At 38.9% G+C, this 18,797-nt stretch carries 18 protein-coding genes and 1 pseudogene; 5 read left to right on the forward strand and 14 right to left on the reverse strand.

Annotated features, from left to right (window positions below):
* The first annotated feature begins 35 nt into the window (after positions 1 to 35).
* From lpdA to ucpA, 3 genes are all read left to right on the forward strand, one after another.
* Entirely contained in the window at positions 36 to 1,739 is a 1,704-nt protein-coding gene (lpdA, locus tag HMPREF2574_RS05495; RefSeq protein WP_024051538.1) for a dihydrolipoyl dehydrogenase, read from the forward strand.
* Positions 1,740 to 1,747: 8 nt separating this feature from the next.
* Positions 1,748 to 2,737: a lipoate--protein ligase gene (locus tag HMPREF2574_RS05500; RefSeq protein WP_003034477.1), complete on the forward strand. Its 990-nt coding sequence runs from the start codon at positions 1,748 to 1,750 to the stop codon at positions 2,735 to 2,737.
* Between the two features lie 351 nt (positions 2,738 to 3,088).
* The gene (gene ucpA / locus HMPREF2574_RS05505; RefSeq protein ID WP_070584663.1) at positions 3,089 to 3,886 is read left to right on the forward strand and encodes an SDR family oxidoreductase UcpA; all 798 of its coding nucleotides are present in this window, start codon (positions 3,089 to 3,091) and stop codon (positions 3,884 to 3,886) included.
* Between the two features lie 61 nt (positions 3,887 to 3,947).
* Here the strand turns inward: ucpA and xerS are convergent, their stop codons facing one another.
* The 5 genes from xerS to HMPREF2574_RS05530 all read right to left on the reverse strand — a co-directional run bounded on the left by xerS (position 3,948) and on the right by HMPREF2574_RS05530 (position 8,391).
* Complete coding sequence (gene xerS / locus HMPREF2574_RS05510) at positions 3,948 to 5,018, reverse strand: tyrosine recombinase XerS (RefSeq protein ID WP_070812263.1); 1,071 nt, start codon at positions 5,016 to 5,018, stop codon at positions 3,948 to 3,950.
* A gap of 192 nt (positions 5,019 to 5,210) precedes the next feature.
* Positions 5,211 to 5,558, reverse strand: coding sequence for a hypothetical protein (locus tag HMPREF2574_RS10560; RefSeq protein WP_070812264.1), 348 nt, complete (start codon positions 5,556 to 5,558; stop codon positions 5,211 to 5,213).
* 75 nt (positions 5,559 to 5,633) lie between these two features.
* A complete protein-coding gene (gene ffh / locus HMPREF2574_RS05520) occupies positions 5,634 to 7,184 on the reverse strand; it encodes a signal recognition particle protein (RefSeq protein ID WP_070812265.1) in 1,551 nt (516 codons plus the stop codon).
* A 60-nt stretch (positions 7,185 to 7,244) separates the two neighbouring features.
* Complete coding sequence (locus HMPREF2574_RS05525; protein ID WP_003024506.1) at positions 7,245 to 7,577, reverse strand: putative DNA-binding protein; 333 nt, start codon at positions 7,575 to 7,577, stop codon at positions 7,245 to 7,247.
* Between the two features lie 115 nt (positions 7,578 to 7,692).
* Positions 7,693 to 8,391, reverse strand: coding sequence for a GntR family transcriptional regulator (locus tag HMPREF2574_RS05530; protein WP_003024508.1), 699 nt, complete (start codon positions 8,389 to 8,391; stop codon positions 7,693 to 7,695).
* 141 nt (positions 8,392 to 8,532) lie between these two features.
* On the opposite strand from HMPREF2574_RS05530, the gene guaA reads away from it, so the two are divergent.
* A complete protein-coding gene (gene guaA, locus HMPREF2574_RS05535) occupies positions 8,533 to 10,092 on the forward strand; it encodes a glutamine-hydrolyzing GMP synthase (protein ID WP_070241687.1) in 1,560 nt (519 codons plus the stop codon).
* A 65-nt stretch (positions 10,093 to 10,157) separates the two neighbouring features.
* On the opposite strand, the pseudogene HMPREF2574_RS05540 reads toward guaA, so the two are convergent.
* The 8 genes and pseudogenes from HMPREF2574_RS05540 to HMPREF2574_RS05575 form a co-directional block, all read right to left on the reverse strand.
* Positions 10,158 to 10,913 (reverse strand): annotated as a pseudogene (locus tag HMPREF2574_RS05540) (alpha/beta hydrolase); the annotation flags it as partial.
* A 125-nt stretch (positions 10,914 to 11,038) separates the two neighbouring features.
* Positions 11,039 to 11,641, reverse strand: coding sequence for a lysozyme family protein (locus HMPREF2574_RS05545; RefSeq protein WP_024051549.1), 603 nt, complete (start codon positions 11,639 to 11,641; stop codon positions 11,039 to 11,041).
* Positions 11,641 to 12,615, reverse strand: coding sequence for a nucleoid-associated protein (locus HMPREF2574_RS05550; protein ID WP_024051550.1), 975 nt, complete (start codon positions 12,613 to 12,615; stop codon positions 11,641 to 11,643). The genes HMPREF2574_RS05545 and HMPREF2574_RS05550 overlap by 1 nt, the downstream gene beginning before the upstream one ends.
* Before the next feature lies 1 nt (position 12,616).
* Positions 12,617 to 13,873 (reverse strand): serine hydroxymethyltransferase, encoded by a 1,257-nt coding sequence (glyA, locus tag HMPREF2574_RS05555; RefSeq protein ID WP_070241675.1) that lies wholly within the window; start codon positions 13,871 to 13,873, stop codon positions 12,617 to 12,619.
* Between the two features lie 49 nt (positions 13,874 to 13,922).
* The gene (locus HMPREF2574_RS05560) at positions 13,923 to 14,513 is read right to left on the reverse strand and encodes an L-threonylcarbamoyladenylate synthase (RefSeq protein ID WP_003024558.1); all 591 of its coding nucleotides are present in this window, start codon (positions 14,511 to 14,513) and stop codon (positions 13,923 to 13,925) included.
* A complete protein-coding gene (gene prmC, locus HMPREF2574_RS05565) occupies positions 14,506 to 15,336 on the reverse strand; it encodes a peptide chain release factor N(5)-glutamine methyltransferase (RefSeq protein ID WP_024051553.1) in 831 nt (276 codons plus the stop codon). Before prmC ends, HMPREF2574_RS05560 begins: the two co-directional genes overlap by 8 nt.
* A complete protein-coding gene (gene prfA / locus HMPREF2574_RS05570) occupies positions 15,336 to 16,415 on the reverse strand; it encodes a peptide chain release factor 1 (RefSeq protein ID WP_003024565.1) in 1,080 nt (359 codons plus the stop codon). Before prfA ends, prmC begins: the two co-directional genes overlap by 1 nt.
* A gap of 18 nt (positions 16,416 to 16,433) precedes the next feature.
* Complete coding sequence (locus HMPREF2574_RS05575; protein WP_042753923.1) at positions 16,434 to 17,018, reverse strand: thymidine kinase; 585 nt, start codon at positions 17,016 to 17,018, stop codon at positions 16,434 to 16,436.
* 103 nt (positions 17,019 to 17,121) lie between these two features.
* Here HMPREF2574_RS05575 and HMPREF2574_RS05580 point away from each other — a divergent pair, with 103 nt between their 5' ends.
* On the forward strand, positions 17,122 to 17,322 hold the full coding sequence (locus HMPREF2574_RS05580; RefSeq protein WP_256381276.1) for a 4-oxalocrotonate tautomerase: 201 nt from the start codon (positions 17,122 to 17,124) through the stop codon (positions 17,320 to 17,322).
* Positions 17,323 to 17,400: 78 nt separating this feature from the next.
* Here the strand turns inward: HMPREF2574_RS05580 and HMPREF2574_RS05585 are convergent, their stop codons facing one another.
* Entirely contained in the window at positions 17,401 to 18,738 is a 1,338-nt protein-coding gene (locus tag HMPREF2574_RS05585; protein ID WP_070812267.1) for an MATE family efflux transporter, read from the reverse strand.
* Between the last annotated feature and the right edge of the window lie 59 nt (positions 18,739 to 18,797).

The raw sequence follows: 18,797 nt of genomic DNA on the forward strand, positions 1-18,797 counted from the left end.
AAGTTTAAAAGTTTAAATGAGAGGAAAATAAAAACATGGCCTTAGAAGTAATTATGCCAAAAGCCGGCGTTGATATGACAGAAGGACAGATTGTTCAATGGAATAAAAAAGTTGGCGAATTTGTAAAAGAAGGAGAAATCCTTCTAGAAATCATGACAGATAAAGTCAGCATGGAGTTAGAAGCAGAGGAAGACGGCTACTTGATTGCTATCTTAAAAGGAGACGGTGAGATTGTTCCTGTAACGGAAGTTATCGGTTATCTGGGCGAAGAAGGAGAAAATATTCCGACTACTGTGGCTGCTTCAGATGCTAGTTCAACACCAACTGCAACCACAACTTCTAACGACGATAATAAGAGTGATGACGCTTATGATATTGTGGTTATTGGTGGCGGACCAGCTGGCTATGTGGCAGCGATTAAAGCAGCTCAATTAGGAGGCAAGATTGCCCTTGTTGAAAAATCTGAACTAGGTGGAACCTGCCTCAACCGTGGCTGTATCCCGACTAAGACCTATCTTCACAATGCAGAAATTATTGAAAGCCTAGACCATGCAGCAAACCGCGGAATTATCATTGAAAATCCAAGCTTTACCGTCAATATGGATAAAGTTCTGGAAACCAAAAACAAGGTTGTCAACACACTTGTCGGAGGTGTTGCAGGTCTGCTTCGCAGCTATGATGTTGATGTTCACAAAGGAATTGGTACCATTACCAAAGATAAGAATGTCTTAGTGAACGGTTCTGAACTTCTTGAAACCAAGAAAATTATCTTAGCTGGTGGATCAAAAGTCAGCAAGATTAACGTTCCAGGTATGGAATTACCACTTGTCATGACTAGCGATGATATCCTGGGTATGAAGGAAGTTCCAGAAAGTTTAGTAATCATCGGTGGTGGCGTTGTTGGTATTGAGCTAGGACAGGCTTTCATGACCTTTGGCAGTAAGGTGACGGTTGTCGAAATGATGAATCGGATTGTTCCAGCTATGGATGCAGAAGTCTCTAAGAACCTTCGGCTCATTCTTGAACGCAAGGGCATGACCATTTTGACAGAGACCAAGTTGGAAGAAATTATCGAAGAAAATGGCAAGCTCTGCATCAAAGTTGCAGGAAAGGAAGATATCATAGCTGATAAAGCTTTGCTTTCTATCGGACGCGTGCCTGATTTGGAGGGAATTGGCGAGGTTGACTTTGAACTAGACCGCGGTCGTATCAAGGTCAATGAATATATGGAAACTTCTGTTTCAGGAATTTACGCCCCCGGAGACATTAACGGTACCAAGATGTTGGCGCATGCAGCTTTTCGTATGGGAGAAGTAGCTGCAGAGAATGCTCTCAAAGGCAATCATGTAGTTGCTAAATTAAATCTAACTCCAGCAGCCATCTACACTTTGCCAGAAGTTGCAGCAGTCGGTCTGACAGAAGAACAAGCTTGCGAAAAATACGATGTAGCTATCGGCAAATTCAACTTCGCAGCAAACGGACGAGCAATTGCATCTGATGCTGCTCAAGGATTTGTCAAAGTGATTGCTGATAAGAAATACGGAGAAGTTCTCGGTGTTCACATCATCGGTCCCGCTGCAGCCGAGTTAATCAATGAAGCCTCTACTATCATCGAAATGGAAATCACGGTGGAAGAAATGCTCAAGACCATTCACGGTCATCCGACATTCTCAGAAGTTATGTACGAAGCATTTGCAGACGTACTCGGCATGGCTATCCATGCCCCTAAGAAAAGATAAGAGACACTATGAAATACATTATCAATAATAGTAACGATACAGCTTTTAATATCGCTCTTGAGGAATATGCTTTCAAGCATCTCCTTGATGAAGATATGATTTTCTTGCTTTGGATCAATAAACCCTCTATCATTGTCGGACGTCATCAGAATACCGTGGAGGAAATCAATCGAGATTTTGTACGTGAAAATGGCATTGAGGTTGTTCGTCGTATCAGTGGAGGCGGAGCTGTCTATCATGACTATAACAATCTTAACTACACCATTATTTCCAAAGAATCTGAGAACAAAGCCTTTGATTTTAAGAGCTTCTCTATTCCGGTCATCAAGACCTTGGAAGCATTAGGTGTAAAAGCCGAATTTACAGGGCGCAACGATTTGGAAATTGACAGTAAAAAGTTCTGTGGCAATGCTCAGGCCTACATCAATGGTCGAATCATGCACCACGGCTGCCTGCTTTTTGACGTAGAATTATCCGTCTTAGCGAATGCCTTAAAAGTTTCCAAGGACAAGTTCGAGTCCAAAGGTGTTAAGTCTGTTCGAGCTCGTGTAACCAATATCATTGATGAATTGCCTGAAAAGATTACTGTCGAGCAATTTCGCGACCTCCTGCTAGACTATATGAAGAAAGAATATCCAGAAATGACAGAATATGTCTTCTCCGATGATGAACTAGCTGAAATCAACCATATCAAGGAAACTAAATTTGCTACTTGGGATTGGAACTATGGCAAATCGCCAGAGTACAATGTTCATCGTAGTACCAAATTTACTAGCGGTAAAGTGGAAATCTTTGCCAATGTTGTTCAGTCAAAAATCGAAAACATCAAAATTTACGGAGATTTCTTTGGAATCGAAGATGTAGCAGCAGTAGAAGAAGTCCTCAAGGGTGTTAAATATGAAAGAGAAGATGTTTTAAATGCTCTTGAAAACCTGGATATTTCTCGCTATTTCGCTGGAATTAGCCAAGAAGAAATTGCAGAAGCAGTGGTTGGCTAAATCACAAGACTATAACAAAATAAAAACATTCTTACATTTATTTAACTAAGGATGTTTTTTCTATAGTTTGAAGAAGTTGGTTATCAGAATGTTCAGATGCTTCTGGGATACACCACAGCCAATAATCGCTTGAAGAATATCCGCTTTGGAGCAAGTTCCTTATTATCGAACCCTACAGAAATTATTGGATAGATTTTTTATAAAGAGGACGAAACATCATAGCAAATGCGAGGTTTTCCTTCATTATTATATTGACAAGCAACTAGAAAAGTACTAGACTAAAGTTAGAAATACATCATAAAATGTCACAAAAATCTGTCAGACTTCTTCGTTTTAGAAAGGATGGTTACTATGGCTAAATTAGATGGAAAAGTTGCTTTGATTACTGGAGCGGCTCTCGGTCTGGGTCAGGGCATTGCCTCAGTCTATGCTAAATATGGCGCCAAGCTCTGCCTTTTTGATCGAGACCCTCAAGTAGAAGCAACTGCTCAAGAACTTCGTGACAGCTATCAAATAGATATTATCAGCTATATCGGTGATGTCAGTCGTCTAGAAGATTTGGAAGCGGCTGTCTCTCAGACTATCCAAGCCTTTGGGCATCTTGATATTGCCTGCTGTAATGCTGGTATCTGCAAGCTGGCGCCCTTTGAAGAAATGACAGACCAGATACGGGATCAACATATTAATGTCAATATCAAGGGCGTTTGGAACACTTGTCAGGCAACCATCAAGCCCATGTTGAAACAGAGAGCAGGCGCTATCGTCATCGCATCATCTGTGACAGGCGATTTGGTTGCTGATGCTGGAGAAGCAGCTTACGCGATGACCAAGGCAGCTCTGGTCGGCTTAACCAAGGCCTTGGCAGTAGAATATGCCGATCGCAATATCCGGGTTAACTGCAGCCAGCTAGGCTATGCTCGGACACCGATGGTCGAAAAAATGGCCCTGGAATCCAACCCAGAACATCCAGAAGTTCCTATTCAAGATATTGCGGCCGCTGTTCCAATGAAAAGATTAGCTAAACCGCAAGAAGTAGGGGAACTCTTTGCCTTTTTAGGTAGTGATGAATCCTCCTATCTTACAGGATCTCAAATTGTCATTGACGGCGGTAGTACCCTACCAGAAACTATGAGCATGGGCACAAACTAGCAGCATTTAGCTCAATTCAAATAAAAAATTTGCATAATTTAAGGTATGCAAATTTTTTATTTTATAAGTTATCCAATGCATTTTTTTGTTCGTCATTAACAATATGGGTGTAGAGGTCTGTAACTTGAGTGCTGGCATGTCCTAGCTGATGACTGACCAAAACTTGAGATTTAGTAGCATCATAAAGTCGAGTAGCCAGCGTATGGCGGAGTTTGTGAGGTGTCACTCGAACTTTGAAATCTTCAGAATACTTAGCAACCATCTTTTCTACACTAGAAGCATCAATCCGGTTAGGAACACCTCTATATTCTGTCAAAAAGAGGGCAGTGTCTGATTTTTCCGCTTTGTAACGTTTAGAGCGAACCTCCAGATACCTTTCCAAATAAGCTTTGGCAAAAGCTGCAACATTGACAGAATCTCTTTTCCCGCCCTTACGAGTAACTTCAATGACCATCATTTTAAGATTTAGGTCTTTCAAATCAAGATTTACTGCCTCGGATAGACGAACACCAGATGCAAGAAGCAGTGCTATGATTGCCAAATCTCGCTCTTTATTTTTGTCAAAAGAGGAGAGAGCCCGATTTGATAAATTTTTAGGGTATTCTTCATCAATATAATTCAAAAATTGTTCAGTTTCTTCGCCCAAAAAGAGTTTTTGTTTGATGTTTTCAGCGCGCGCGGCTAAAGTCTCTCTCTTTTTCTTAGTAGACACTTTTTTCATGACATTACGATAGAAATAAGGTTCCCCATTCTCATTTTCCACCTCTTCAGTTAAATATTTATAAAGGCTAGAGAGAGCAGAAAGAGTGCGATTAATGGTGGTTTGCGATACTCCGTTCTGTGTAGTATTAACATTAAGCAATGGACGCTCCCGTAAGTAAAGAATAAACGCTTCCATATCTTTTTTAGTCATATTTTCCAATACTGACAGAGGAATTTCTGCAATCTGCGGCCCATCATCAATTCCAGAGTCTAAAATCCAATGAAAAAAGCGATCATATTCTTTGAGATATTCATATAAGGTTGTAAAACTGTATGGAACAGTCAATTTAGACTGATAGTATTCCAAAACGTACCAAGGCATGATGGCCTTTAGTTTTTCAATTCTTTCTAACAATATTTCGCGTTTCATTAAGATATTCTCCATCATTTTCTATAAATAGAAGTATAGCACACTCCTGTATTTTTTTCAAGAAAATTATAGTTTTTCGGAAAGATGTATGTGAGAGTCTATTGAAAGATTCGTTTCTTTACTTTGTAATAGATAATACACAATACAAAATAAGATCGGTTGGAATCACTGAATTTTATACAACTGATCTTATTATATTATCAATATCGTTATATCGTTATCGTTTTGAATATCTTGGTTTTGTTTTTTTATATGTTCTAGTTCAGTAAGTATTTTGCCATATTTCATAAAAACAATTCGGTTGGCGTAAGCTGATACCTTGCTATCATGAGTGACTAAAACAATAGTCACACCTTTTTTGTTGATTTCTTTAAAACTTTCCATCACTTTCTGGCTGATTTTTGAGTTTAAAGCACCTGTAGGTTCATCAGCAAATAAAAGTTCTGGTTGATTTATCATAGCACAACGCACGACAGATACCTGCGCGTTGTAATTGTCCTCCTGAAATTTCTCGAATACACGTTTATCATCAAATGTCAATAGTTTTTCAAAAAAATAAAACAGCCCACCAAATTGAACTGCTTTATTCCAATCATCATTTACTACAAAATATGTTTATTTTCGTTTTTTCTTAGCCTTTTTCATTTTATTTGCCATACGTTTCATGGCTTGTTTGGTTGCAAATTCGCCAATTTTTCCTTTAAGTCCGCCACCAAACATCTGGCTCATATCAGGATTACCAGCTCCCCCTAAAGCGGACATGTCCATATTTTGAAGGGCTGACATATCCATACCGTTCATATTTGGCATATTTTTCGGTAAATTATTAGGATTGAGCCCCATTTGCTTCATCATCTTATTCATATCGCCAGACATGACACCTTGCATGACGGATTTTGCTTGGTTAAAGTCCTTAATAAACTTATTCACTTCGACAAAGCTATTACCAGAACCTGCAGCAATCCGACGGCGACGACTTGGATTAAGAAGGTCGGGATTTTCCCGTTCGACAGGTGTCATAGATGATACAATGGCACGTTTACGAGCAATTTCGTTTTCATCTACCTTAAAATTCTTCATCGCAGGGTTGTTAGCCATGCCAGGAATCATCTTTAGCAAGTCTTCCATTGGTCCCATGTTTTGCACTTGATCTAGCTGGTCGATGAAATCATTGAAATCAAAAGTGTTTTCTCGCATTTTTTCAGCCATCTCAAGTGATTTCTGTTCATCGTATTCCTGAGAAGCTTTTTCAATCAAGGTCAGCATATCTCCCATGCCCAAAATGCGGCTAGACATCCGATCTGGGTGGAAAGTTTCAATATCGGTAATCTTTTCTCCAGTACCAGTGAACTTAATTGGCTTGCCAGTGATTTGCCGGACAGATAAGGCTGCACCGCCACGTGTATCGCCATCAATCTTAGTCAGAATAACCCCAGTTACTTCCAACTGAGCATTGAATTCGCGAGCTACATTCGCGGCTTCTTGACCAATCATTGCGTCTACGACCAGGAGGATTTCATTTGGTTGAGCTAGTGCTTTGACATCGCGCAGCTCATTCATGAGTTTTTCGTCAATTTGTAAACGACCTGCCGTATCAATCAAGACATAGTCGTTGTGATTAGCTTTGGCTTGCTCCAGGCCTTGACGAACAATCTCTACTGCTGGTACTTCTGTGCCTAATGAAAAGACTGGTACATCGATTTGCTGACCTAGAGTTTTAAGTTGATCAATGGCTGCTGGACGATAAATATCAGCAGCTATCATCAAAGGACGAGCGCCTTCTTCCTTCTTGAGTTTATTGGCCAACTTTCCGGCAAACGTAGTCTTACCAGCACCTTGAAGACCGACCATCATGATAATAGTCGGGATTTTTGGAGATTTGATAATTTCTGCCGTATCAGAACCCAAGACAGTGGTCAATTCCTCATCAACAATCTTGATAATCTGCTGAGTAGGATTTAACGTATCAATAACTTCATGTCCGACAGCACGTTCACGAACTTTCTTGATAAAGTCTTTAACAACTGGCAAAGCTACATCGGCTTCCAAGAGTGCCAAACGAATCTCTTTGGTCGCTTCTTGAACATCACTCTCTGAAATTTTGCCCTTGCGACGCAGATTTTTAAAAACGTTCTGTAAACGTTCAGTTAAACTTTCAAATGCCATAAAATGTATTTCTCCTAGTTATTGTTATTGATGTTTGGATATTTTTGAGCTGACAATTCACTATTCTCGATTGTCAATACTGGATAAAATCGAAATTTGCTCTTGTAAATAGGTATCATCTGCATACTTTTCCATTATTTGATCAAAAATCTGACTTCTGACGATATAATCTGAATACATGTGCAGTTTCATTTCGTAGTCTTCGAGAATCTTTTCTGTTCGTTTGATATTGTCATAAACAGCCTGACGACTAACTTGAAATTCTTCAGCAATCTCAGCTAGACTATAATCATCTGCATAATAAAGCTCAATATAATTCATTTGCTTATCTGTTAAAAGCGCTGCATAAAACTCAAAAAGAGCATTCATTCGATTGGTTTTTTCAATTTCCATAAAGATTATTATATCAAAAAATACAGATAAACTCTACTAGCGAAGAGCTTTACTCACTAAAAAACACTCTTAAATCGCCAAGGGTGTTTACGTATATTAAATTATGTAAAACAGATCAGTTGTTTTCTAAATAAAATTCAAACCGTTCGCCGACATACTGACTTTTAACATATTCAAAAGCGGTGCCATTGTCAAAATAAGAAATCTGTGTCAAACCAAGAATGGCGTGTCCTCTAGGAATTTCTAAGTACTGCGCAATCTTTTCTTTTGCAAGACGAGCATAGATGGTCTGTTGAGATTTTCCGATTTTATAGCCATGTTCTTGTAAGGTTTGAAAAAAATGCTTCGTAATTTCTTCTTTATTAAAATTTTTGATGAATTTCTCTGGAATGGAAGCGACTTCGTAAACTACAGGAATATTGTCCGCATACCGCACCCGCTCCATACGAATGACGTTTTCCGTCTTTTCGATTCCTAATTTTTCGACTTCCTCTTTACTTGGCAATGTTCGGCGATAAGAAATCAGCTGGCTCGATGGTGTCTTGCCTTGGGCTTTGATAATTTCTGTAAAGCTAGTTGTGCCACGCATTTTTTCCTGAACTCGCGTACTGGCTACAAATGTACCACTTCCCATACGACGTTCCAGTACTCCTTCTTCTACTAAAAGAGTGATTGCCTGACGGAGTGTCATGCGACTAACTTCAAATTGTTCAGCTAAATCGCGCTCGCTTGGCAATCGCTGTCCGATTTTCCAAATTTCTTCGTCGATTTCTTTTTTTATTTGATCGTGAATTTTAATATAGGCTGGAAGCATAGTAACCCCTTTCAAGAATGATTTCCCCTCTTCATTGTATTATCAATTGAAATAAAAGTCAATCGCTACTTAATGTTATTGGAAAAAGTCTCTATTTTGTGTTAAAATAAAAAAAGAAAATTCTTTTAAGAAAGGGAAGAAATGACAACTACAACTGAATTGCAAGATGTTGAAAGAATTATTGTACTGGATTATGGGAGCCAATACAATCAGCTTATTTCACGCCGAATCCGCGAGATTGGTGTTTTTTCTGAGCTGAAAAGCAATAAAATCACAGCTGCTGAGGTTCGTGAGATAAATCCAGTCGGAATCATTTTGTCAGGTGGACCAAAGTCCGTATATGAAGCAGGAGCATTTGACATTGATCCTGAAATTTTAGAATTGGGTATTCCAATTTTGGGAATTTGCTATGGAATGCAGCTTTTGACTCACAAATTAGGCGGGAAAGTTGTACCTGCTGGAAATGCCGGAAACCGTGAGTACGGTCAATCCGAGCTCACTCATACTGATTCTAAATTATTTGCAGGAACTCCTGAAAATCAAATCGTTCTCATGAGTCATGGAGATGCTGTCACCGAAATTCCTAAAGGATTTGTACGTACTGGTACTTCTGCCGACTGTCCATTTGCAGCTATTGAACAACCTGAAAAGCAGATTTATGGCATTCAATTTCACCCTGAAGTACGCCACTCTGTTTATGGGTATGATATTCTACGCAATTTTGCTTTGAATATTTGTGGCGCCAAAGGCGACTGGTCAATGGATAACTTTATTGAAATGCAAATCAAGCGAATTCGAGAAACGGTTGGCGATAAACGTGTTCTTCTGGGTCTTTCGGGTGGTGTTGATTCATCCGTTGTTGGCGTTCTTCTTCAAAAAGCTATCGGAGACCAGCTTATCTGCATCTTTGTAGATCATGGATTGCTCCGTAAGGGCGAAGCAGATCAAGTCATGGATTCCCTTGGAGGAAAATTCGGTCTGAATATCATCAAAGCAGACGCTGCCAAACGTTTCCTTGATAAATTAGCTGGTGTATCTGATCCAGAACAAAAGCGTAAAATCATTGGTAATGAGTTTGTTTATGTTTTTGACGATGAAGCTAGCAAGTTAAAAGATGTAAAATTCCTCGCACAAGGAACGCTCTATACTGACGTTATCGAATCTGGTACAGATACTGCTCAAACTATCAAGTCTCACCATAATGTTGGTGGTTTGCCAGAAGATATGCAGTTTGAGTTGATTGAGCCTCTCAATACACTTTATAAAGACGAAGTTCGTGCGCTTGGTACAGAACTTGGTATGCCAGATGAAATTGTTTGGCGTCAGCCATTCCCAGGCCCAGGACTTGCCATTCGTATTATGGGCGAGATTACCGAAGAAAAACTCACAACTGTTCGCGAATCCGATGCCATTCTCCGTGAAGAAATCGTGAAAGCTGGACTTGATCGTGATATTTGGCAATACTTCACTGTGAATACTGGTGTTCGCTCGGTCGGTGTTATGGGGGATGGTCGAACTTATGATTATACCATTGCTATTCGTGCTATTACTTCTATCGACGGGATGACAGCAGATTTCGCTAAAATCCCTTGGGAAGTACTACAAAAAATCTCTGTTCGTATCGTCAATGAAGTAGACCACGTCAACCGCATTGTCTACGATATTACCAGCAAACCACCAGCAACGGTTGAGTGGGAATAAAAACAGAAAAGGCTAAACTTCTTATTTCTTGAAGTTTGGCTTTTAAATTTGTCAGTTTATTTTCCTCACAAAAATTGAATCAGTATTTTATCTACTTCTGGGTTTTCATGTAATTGGCTATGTTGTGCTAGTTTGCCGGTAATTTTCTTTTCTTGATAAGATTTGGCATTGTCTGCAACTAAGTATTTCAAACTGCGAGATGAAGAATTTAAAACAGAACCGTCTGATCCATTTTTATAATCACCATAGATATTCAAAACGTCAATTTGATTTTGTGGGAATACTTCACGTAATGGTAATAATCTTTGGAAAGTTTGCGTGACTTGGTTTGGTTGACCTGTTGTTTTGTCAACTTTCACATCAGATGATAAGCCCATAGCTTTTAAACCGGCAGCGAAATTTGCGATATTCACTTGTTTTTGCAGCTGTGGCAAGTTCTCATCTTGAGCATGTTCTAAAAGATAATACAAAATCGACATATTCCCTAAAGAATGACCTACCATATTCATTTTTGTAAAGCCATACTTTTCCTGTAGCTTGCTGACGACAGCTTTTGTATACCGTCCAACATCAATGGGATTGCGATTGTCTTCGTAATTCACTTCTACGATTGGATTGATAGCACCTTTGGGAATGTCTCCCCTTAACGTAACTGTACCATTTCTATCAACATTTGCTCGAATAACTGTTTTTGTTACCCCTGCTTTTTTTACTGCATTCGTCATATGCCACTCCGCATTGGCACTACTTCCATAACCATGAAAGAAAAGGGTTGGCGTAGTGGATTGTACATAATCCTTTTTGTCCAATTTACCGTCCGCTTTTTTCGTCATTTTTATCGCTTCTTTCTGTGAGATATATTTTTAAGTATAACACGTAACGATATAAATAATAATTGATTTGTTTGAAAAACCCTAGTAGAAATAAGCTACTAGGGTTGATGTTATTAAAACCAATTCATCACTTTCATGATGTGCATATTCATCTGAACTTGTCGGGAGTAATAATAATTCCCACCATTGATATAGAGCTTAGAGCCATGAAGGAGGGCGATGGGGTGGTAATAAGAATAGGTTTGCCCAGTCACGTTTCCTAAACTTGGTGCGACAACATTTTTGGAGTATTTTTTTGCCAAATCAAGGGTATTTTCGCCACCGTGTTTTGCAATATAATCGATGTAAGCTCGACCAAAGTTATAGGCTTGTACAGCGGTCCAAACATCTACTTTCTTTTCTTGAGCTACATTTAGATTCGCAGATAAGGTCTGAACACCTTGACGAATGCTTTCTTTATTATCTAAAATAGAGTTTTTCTGACCCGTCGCACTTTCACTAGATTGCATGACATCAGAAACTTTTCCTTTTGTTTCTGTGTAAATCATAGCAAGGACTAGTTCTTCATTGGCTGCAGTATCTTGCTCGTCTAGCACTTCTCTCACTAAGCTACGGTAGGTCATCACTTGCTTGATATCATGATGAACTTGAACAAGCTTGTAACCAACAAAGATTAAAAGAATGAGAAGGATCAATTTTCTAAGAATTTTAAACATTATTTACTTTGGATATCTTCTATGTTTTTGATGAGAATGGAATAGGTTCCATTCTCGTTTTGTATGAATTCTACGGATTCCGCATCTTGATAGATGTTATTGGGGACAATGAGTTCAATCCCATTTGAAAGAGAGAGCTTTTGATTTTCAAATTTTTTCTTCTGATGACTACTATCAATTTCATCAAATTTAACAGTTTCTGGAATTGTTTCCTTAACCTGATTAATAAAAGTCAAACGAGCTGTCAGATTGTTATCGAACAAGTCATCTGCTAATTTTTCTGGTGATAATTCATCATTTTCTTCTAAATGTTTGAAAATAGACGATTTAACCTTGGATTGAAATTGAAAATCATCTTGATGAAAGCTCTCTGCAACTTTTTGAGCTGTTTTTTCTAAGGCTTTGATAGATTTCTTGGGAGAAATTTTAGGATTGACTTGTAACAGATTATCAGAAAAATAATTGAGAAAAGCACCATTGTATTTAATCCGCTTTTCAATCAAATGGTATTTACGTGATTGAAGATTGATGACCAAGGCTTCATCAGCGCCTGTACCAAATCCCGGCAAGTTGTTCTGGGTAATCTTGATAGGATTATCTACTTCTCCACCTAAGTGGGTGAGGGTTTCCCGCAGAGCAATGCGCAAAAAAGCAAGATGCTCTACTCCTTTCTTGTCAAATTGAACAAAAATCAAATCATTGGTTTTCTGATTTTCGCTCACCGAAAACTCCTCTTTCCAGAGATTGGCAATCGTTATAGAAGTTTCTAAAAGGTCTTTTGTCATATGTGATAAAAAGACATTATCTTCGGTAAAAATACCTGTTTTGGCCTCATCTGAATAGATACGTTCAATCTTTTTGCGAAGATATTCTTCAATTTTTGGAGTAATATTAAGATATTTATCTGCTAAAAGAAGGTCGGTGTCTGACGGACTAAATTGATGAATAATAGCTTTTTTTACGTAAATGTCCATTTCAGTCCTCATATAGTGGAAAGGCATCGGTCAATTCTTTAACTTCTGCACGAACCTGCTGTAAAATAGCTTCGTTGTTTGCATTCTCTAAAGTTTTGATGATCAATTCTGCTACTTTAGTACTTTCAGCTACCCCAAAGCCACGAGCTGCAATAGCTGCGGTTCCGATACGAATGCCACTTGTTTTAAATGGAGATAAGGTTTCATAAGGGATAGAGTTTTTATTGAGAGTGATATGGACATCATCCAAAAGGTTTTGAGCGACTTTTCCATTTTCAACGACTTTGGTCACATCCACAAGGAAAAGATGATTCTCCGTACCGCCTGAAATGACACGGAAATTACCATGCTGTTGGAATACTTGAACCATTGCCTTAGCATTATCTACAATCTGCTGAGCATAAACTTTGAAATCTGAATCCAATACTTCTTTGAAAGCAGCTGCTTTAGCTGTTACGACATGCTCTAGCGGTCCTCCTTGAATTCCTGGGAAGATTGCGGAATTAATCTTTTTCGCCAATTCTTCATCGTTGGTCAAAATTAAGCCGCCACGAGGTCCTCGAAGGGTTTTATGAGTGGTAGTTGTCGTAATATGTGCATACGGTACTGGACTTGGATGCAAATCAGCAGCAACTAAACCGGCAATATGAGCCATGTCTACCATGAGTTTGGCTCCGACAGTATCTGCAATTTCACGGAATTTAGCAAAATCAATAATATGTGAATAGGCAGAAGCACCTGCAACAATCAATTTAGGTTTGACTTCTTTAGCCTGCGCCAAAATAGCATCAAAATCTAAAAGTTCCGTTTCAGGATCGACATTATAAGGCACAAAGTTATAGGTTTTCCCAGAGAAGCTAACAGCTGCGCCATGTGTCAAATGTCCGCCTGCTGCAAGATCCATTCCCATTACTGTATCACCTGGCTCAATTAAGGCCATATAAGCCGCACAATTCGCCTGACTGCCTGAGTGGGGTTGAACATTGGCAAATTTTGCTCCAAAAATTTCTTTAGCACGTTCAATTGCTAATGTCTCAATCACATCCACAACGTCCGTACCACCATAATAGCGACGACCTGGATAACCTTCGGCATATTTATTGGTTAAAATAGAACCTTGTGCTGCCATAACAGCTTTTGAAACAACGTTTTCTGAAGCAATCAATTCAATATTGTTTTGCTGACGTTTTTCTTCTGCAGCAATGGCTTCCCAAAGCTCAGCGTCATATTCTTTATAGTTTTTATGGTCAAAAATCATAAGAGTCTCCCTTCTCTTAAAGCGGGGCTAAAACCTATTTAGTCAAGGTTTAGAAGTGAATTTCTGGAATTTTAGCGAGAATTTCTTCGCAAGTGACAGCACCTTGGCGTAGAATATATGCTGTTTCACCAGATAAATCCAAAATAGTTGAATCCTGTCCTGTTAGAAAAGCATCATCTTCTATACCAAGAACTTCGTGATTGAAATCGGTCATAATTTGCTGGAAGTTTACTCCGCTACTCTTTCCAGATAAATTTGCGGACGGACCAATGAGAGGTCCAAATTTTCTAATCAAGTCCAATGTTTTAGGATGACTAGGGACACGAAAACCAATTGTTTTCATACCTGAATTTACCCAAATCGGAACTTGTTCATTAGCTTGTAAAATAATGGTCAAAGGACCGGGTAGAAAGGCTTGATAGAGCTTTTTTAAATACTGAGGCTGATGTTTGGAAAATTGATAAATTTCTTCTAAGCTTGAAACATTTAAATTCAAGGCCTTTTCGCGAGGTCTGCCTTTTAAGTCATAGACATGACTGACGGCCTGCTCATCCAGTGCTTTACAAAATAAACCATATACAGTCTCAGTTGGCAGCACGACTGCTCCTCCACTGCTCAGTACTTCCTCAATTTTATCCATTATCTACCACTACCATTCTATCTTTTCCGAATTGATCTTGCAAGACGCGAATTCTCATTTTTGGAAATGCAGACTCAAATATTTTTTTTACATGTTCCCCTTGTTTGTAGCCAATTTCGAGATAGATTTTTCCTTTTTCTGTCAAATGTTTTTGGGCGTTCTCAGCAATTTTTCGATAAACAGCATACCCGTCTTCTTCAGCAAAAAGAGCAAGATGAGGTTCTGAAGCAAGTACATTTAGTCCTACTTCTTCTCTGTCCGTCTCTGAAATATAGGGCGGATTGGATACAATAATATCATACTTTCCTGTAATTGCCTGAAAACAATCAGACCGAACAAAATCAATCGCTACATCAATTGCTTCCGCATTTTCTTGCGCCAAATCCAGAGCATCTTGGGAAATGTCGGAAGCCGTGACCTGCCAATTCGCACGCTCAGCAGCCAAAGATAGAGCAATTGCTCCACTTCCAGTGCCAATATCCAAAACTTTCAGACTGCTATTTTGATTTTCAGACAAGATAAGGTTGACCAATTCTTCGGTTTCTGGTCGGGGAATTAGCACTCGTTCATCTACTTTGAACGAATGTCCATGAAATGCTGCGTTCCCAATAATGTATTGGGCAGGTCTATGAACTAATAATTGAGATTGAATCTTTTCCAGTAATTCTATATCATCTTCTGTTGCTTCTGCCTGCATTTTCAACACAAATTGGGTAAAAGATAAGTTTCTCAAAACTTGAAAAGTAAAGGAGAGACTTTCAGCTTCTTCGCCAACTGCTTCAAGCTGTTTTTCCATTTCAGCAATAATTTGAGCTAAATTCATTATTTATTCAATTCTTCCAGTTTTTGTGTTTGGTCATACAATACCAAGGCGTCTACGATTTCATCTAATTTCCCAGCTAAAATCGTATCTAGCTTTTGCAGCGTTAAACCGATACGGTGATCTGTCACACGATTTTGTGGAAAATTATAGGTACGAATCCGCTCCGAGCGGTCTCCAGTACCAATAGTTGATTTCCGCTCGGCATCTTGCTCGTCTTGCGCAATTTGTGCAAAATGATCTGCTACGCGCGCACGAATGATCTTCATAGCTTTATCACGATTCTTTTGTTGGGTTCGTTCTTCCTGCATTTCAACCTTGATATTTGTCGGCAAGTGTACAATCCGAACGGCTGTTGCAACTTTGTTGACATTCTGACCTCCAGCACCAGAAGCGTGATAAATGTCAATCCGAAGATCTTTTGGATCAATATCATATTCCACTTCTTCAACTTCAGGCATAACTAAGACTGTTGCTGTCGAAGTGTGAACCCGTCCTTGGCTTTCTGTCACTGGGACACGCTGTACGCGATGAGCACCTGATTCGTATTTTAGTTTGGAATAAACGGATTGACCAGAAACCATCGCTACTACTTCTTTGAAGCCACCGACTCCATTCATGGAGGCTTCCATAACCTCAAATTTCCATCCTTGCGATTCGGCGTATTTTTGATACATTGTCAGAAGATCACCGGCAAAGAGCGAGGCTTCATCACCTCCTGCTGCACCACGAATTTCTAAGATGATGTTTTTATCATCGTTTGGATCTTTTGGTAAAAGAAGAATTTTCAATTTTTCCTCGTATTCTTCTTTTTCAGCTTTTGCATCTTTGAGCTCTTGCTTTGCCATTTCTTCCAAATCAGCATCGCCAGAAGCGTCTTTGATCATTTCTTCGGCATCTGTGATGTTTTGGAGCACCCTTTTATAGTCACGATAAGTTGCTACCGTATCGCGTGTACTCGCTTCTTCTTTGGACAATTCCATAAAACGCTTGGTGTCACTAACAACATCTGGGTCACTCAGAAGTTCTCCCAACTCTTCATAGCGATCTTCAACGGCTTGTAGTTGTTCATAAATATTCATCGTTTGCTACACCTCTCCTTAACTCTTCATTTCGTCAATTTCTGGCTTAAAATAATGCTTCCGACAGACAGGAATATATGTTTCATTCCCACCGATTTGAATTTGCTCACCTTCATAGACCGGCTTACCATTCGTTGTTCTTAATACCATGGTTGCTTTTTTGGAGCAAAATTGACAAATTGTTTTAATCTCATCAATTTTATCTGCTAGAAGCAAGAGATATTTCGAGCCTTCAAATAACTCATTGCGAAAATCATTTTTCAAACCAAAAGCCATAACTGGTACGTTTAATTCGTCAACTACCCTCGCTAAGTCATAGACATGACGACGAGATAGAAACTGCGCTTCATCAATCAATACACAATAAGGCTTTTCGGGCATTTCCTGAATAAAGTGGAAAATATCAGTATCTTCTGCTATTGCAATTGCTTTTCGCTTCATTCCGATACGACTAGAAACAACGCCAAAACCGTCACGTGTATCAAGTGCGCTCGTCATAATGACAACACCTTTGCCTTGTTCTTCATAGTTGTGTGCTACTTTTAAAATTTCGATTGTTTTGCCCGAATTCATCGTGCCATATTTATAATACAACTGAACCATTTTCTTTAATTCGTTCCAAATTCTCCAATTTTTAATACTTCTTATTTTACCACATTCTGACACGCTTTAAAACCTAATTTGTGATAAAATAAAAATATCAAAGATAAAAAGGAGAAACCACATGCCATTTGTCAGAATTGATTTATTTGAAGGACGCACGTTAGAACAAAAGAAAGCTCTTGCAAAAGAAGTTACTGCTGCTATCGTGAAAAATACTGGCGCGCCACAATCTGCTGTTCATGTCATCATCAACGATATGCCAGAAGGGACTTATTTCCCACAAGGTGAAATGCGTACAAAATAACAAAAAAAGAATCTTGGATAAAAATCTGAGATTCTTTTTTTATTCAGAATGATAAATGGTGTAGATGCAACATTTAAGCTAATTTCTTTTTTGAATATGATTAAGACGAAGTTGGTATAAAATGCCACTAACGACCAGACTAGAGATTAAACCAATCCAATAAGCAAAGGGACCTAAATTTGTCGTGTGATCCAATAGTAACCCAACTGGTAGTGACACCCCCCAATAGCCAATCAATCCCAAATAAAATGGCACTTTTGTATCCTTATAACCACGTAAAATTCCTTGAAGAGGCGCTGCGAAAGTATCTGCTAATTGAAAAAACAAACTATAAGTTAAGAAAACCGATGTCAGACGAATGAATTCTTTGTTGGTTCCATATAATGAAGCGACTTGATAACGGAAAAGATATAAAAATGTCAGCGTGAAAACAGCGAATCCAAGCGCAGTCAATCTTCCCAAAACACAATATTTTCTGACATAGTCTAGACGCTTTGCGCCAATTTCGTAAGAAACGATAATCGCCATAGCATTAGAAATGCTCATAGGAAAAGCATACATAAGATTGGAAAAGCTGATAGCCGACTGGTGACTGGCAATGATTAACGAAGAAAACTTAGCCATGAGCAAACCTACGACTGAAAATATCACAACTTCTGCAAAGACAGTCCCGCCAATAGGAAAACCGAGACGAATCCCTTCCAGCAACTCTTTTTTGTCTAAAGGACGAATTTTCCATAATTGATATTTTTTGATTTTAGAGTGTCTTTTTGCAACGACTATTGAAAGAATTAGCAGCACCCAGTAAGCCAACGAAGTCCCTAGCCCCGCTCCTGCTCCGCCCATTTCTGGTAAGCCAAATGCTCCATAAATTAAAATGTAGTTAAAACTGGCATTCAACGGTAGCAAGAGCAACATAAGGTACATGGATAGTCTTGTCAATCCTAATGCGTCTAATAAAGAACGTACAACACTAAATAAAAGCAAAGGGATAATACCAAACGCTAAATACCAGAGGTAGTGTATAGCAACTTCTACTACTAGTGGTTCTAAGCCAATATTGGACAAAACAAGCGGTGCACCTAAAAAAACGAGCCCAAATAAGAGAAGAGACAAACCGAGAGATAGATAAATAAACTGATAAAAATCAGAAGCGATTTTTTCTTCCTGTTTTTGTCCTAGATGATGTCCAATAATCGGAACCAAGGCTGAGACAATACCAGTCAAAAAAGTGAAAAACGGACTCCATAAGCTAGTCGCCATTGAAACTCCCGCCAAATGCAACGTATGGTATTGCCCTGTCATGGTTGTATCCACAAACGAGGCTGAAAAATTGGCCAGTTGATAAATCAAAATTGGCAAAAAAATCGAAATAAATAGGGTCATTCGCTCTTTTAAATTGCGCGCTTGGTACATACAATCTCCTCAAACAAAGCTTTCTCTCTTAACTATACTATAAGCGCTCAAAATAGTCA

The sequence above is a fragment of the Streptococcus sp. HMSC034E12 genome, assembly GCF_001835915.1.
In the GTDB taxonomy this organism is placed as follows: domain Bacteria; phylum Bacillota; class Bacilli; order Lactobacillales; family Streptococcaceae; genus Streptococcus; species Streptococcus vaginalis.

Bases quoted from the DNA above. Each gene is read 5' to 3' on its own strand.
- lpdA (WP_024051538.1), top strand. From the start codon at position 36: ATGGCCTTAGAAGTAATTATGCCAAAAGCCGGCGTTGATATGACAGAA.
- HMPREF2574_RS05500 (WP_003034477.1), top strand. From the start codon at position 1,748: ATGAAATACATTATCAATAATAGTAACGATACAGCTTTTAATATCGCT.
- ucpA (WP_070584663.1), top strand. From the start codon at position 3,089: ATGGCTAAATTAGATGGAAAAGTTGCTTTGATTACTGGAGCGGCTCTC.
- xerS (WP_070812263.1), bottom strand. From the start codon at position 5,018: ATGAAACGCGAAATATTGTTAGAAAGAATTGAAAAACTAAAGGCCATC.
- ffh (WP_070812265.1), bottom strand. From the start codon at position 7,184: ATGGCATTTGAAAGTTTAACTGAACGTTTACAGAACGTTTTTAAAAAT.
- HMPREF2574_RS05525 (WP_003024506.1), bottom strand. From the start codon at position 7,577: ATGGAAATTGAAAAAACCAATCGAATGAATGCTCTTTTTGAGTTTTAT.
- HMPREF2574_RS05530 (WP_003024508.1), bottom strand. From the start codon at position 8,391: ATGCTTCCAGCCTATATTAAAATTCACGATCAAATAAAAAAAGAAATC.
- guaA (WP_070241687.1), top strand. From the start codon at position 8,533: ATGACAACTACAACTGAATTGCAAGATGTTGAAAGAATTATTGTACTG.
- HMPREF2574_RS05545 (WP_024051549.1), bottom strand. From the start codon at position 11,641: ATGTTTAAAATTCTTAGAAAATTGATCCTTCTCATTCTTTTAATCTTT.
- HMPREF2574_RS05550 (WP_024051550.1), bottom strand. From the start codon at position 12,615: ATGGACATTTACGTAAAAAAAGCTATTATTCATCAATTTAGTCCGTCA.
- glyA (WP_070241675.1), bottom strand. From the start codon at position 13,873: ATGATTTTTGACCATAAAAACTATAAAGAATATGACGCTGAGCTTTGG.
- HMPREF2574_RS05560 (WP_003024558.1), bottom strand. From the start codon at position 14,513: ATGGATAAAATTGAGGAAGTACTGAGCAGTGGAGGAGCAGTCGTGCTG.
- prmC (WP_024051553.1), bottom strand. From the start codon at position 15,336: ATGAATTTAGCTCAAATTATTGCTGAAATGGAAAAACAGCTTGAAGCA.
- prfA (WP_003024565.1), bottom strand. From the start codon at position 16,415: ATGAATATTTATGAACAACTACAAGCCGTTGAAGATCGCTATGAAGAG.
- HMPREF2574_RS05575 (WP_042753923.1), bottom strand. From the start codon at position 17,018: ATGGTTCAGTTGTATTATAAATATGGCACGATGAATTCGGGCAAAACA.
- HMPREF2574_RS05585 (WP_070812267.1), bottom strand. From the start codon at position 18,738: ATGTACCAAGCGCGCAATTTAAAAGAGCGAATGACCCTATTTATTTCG.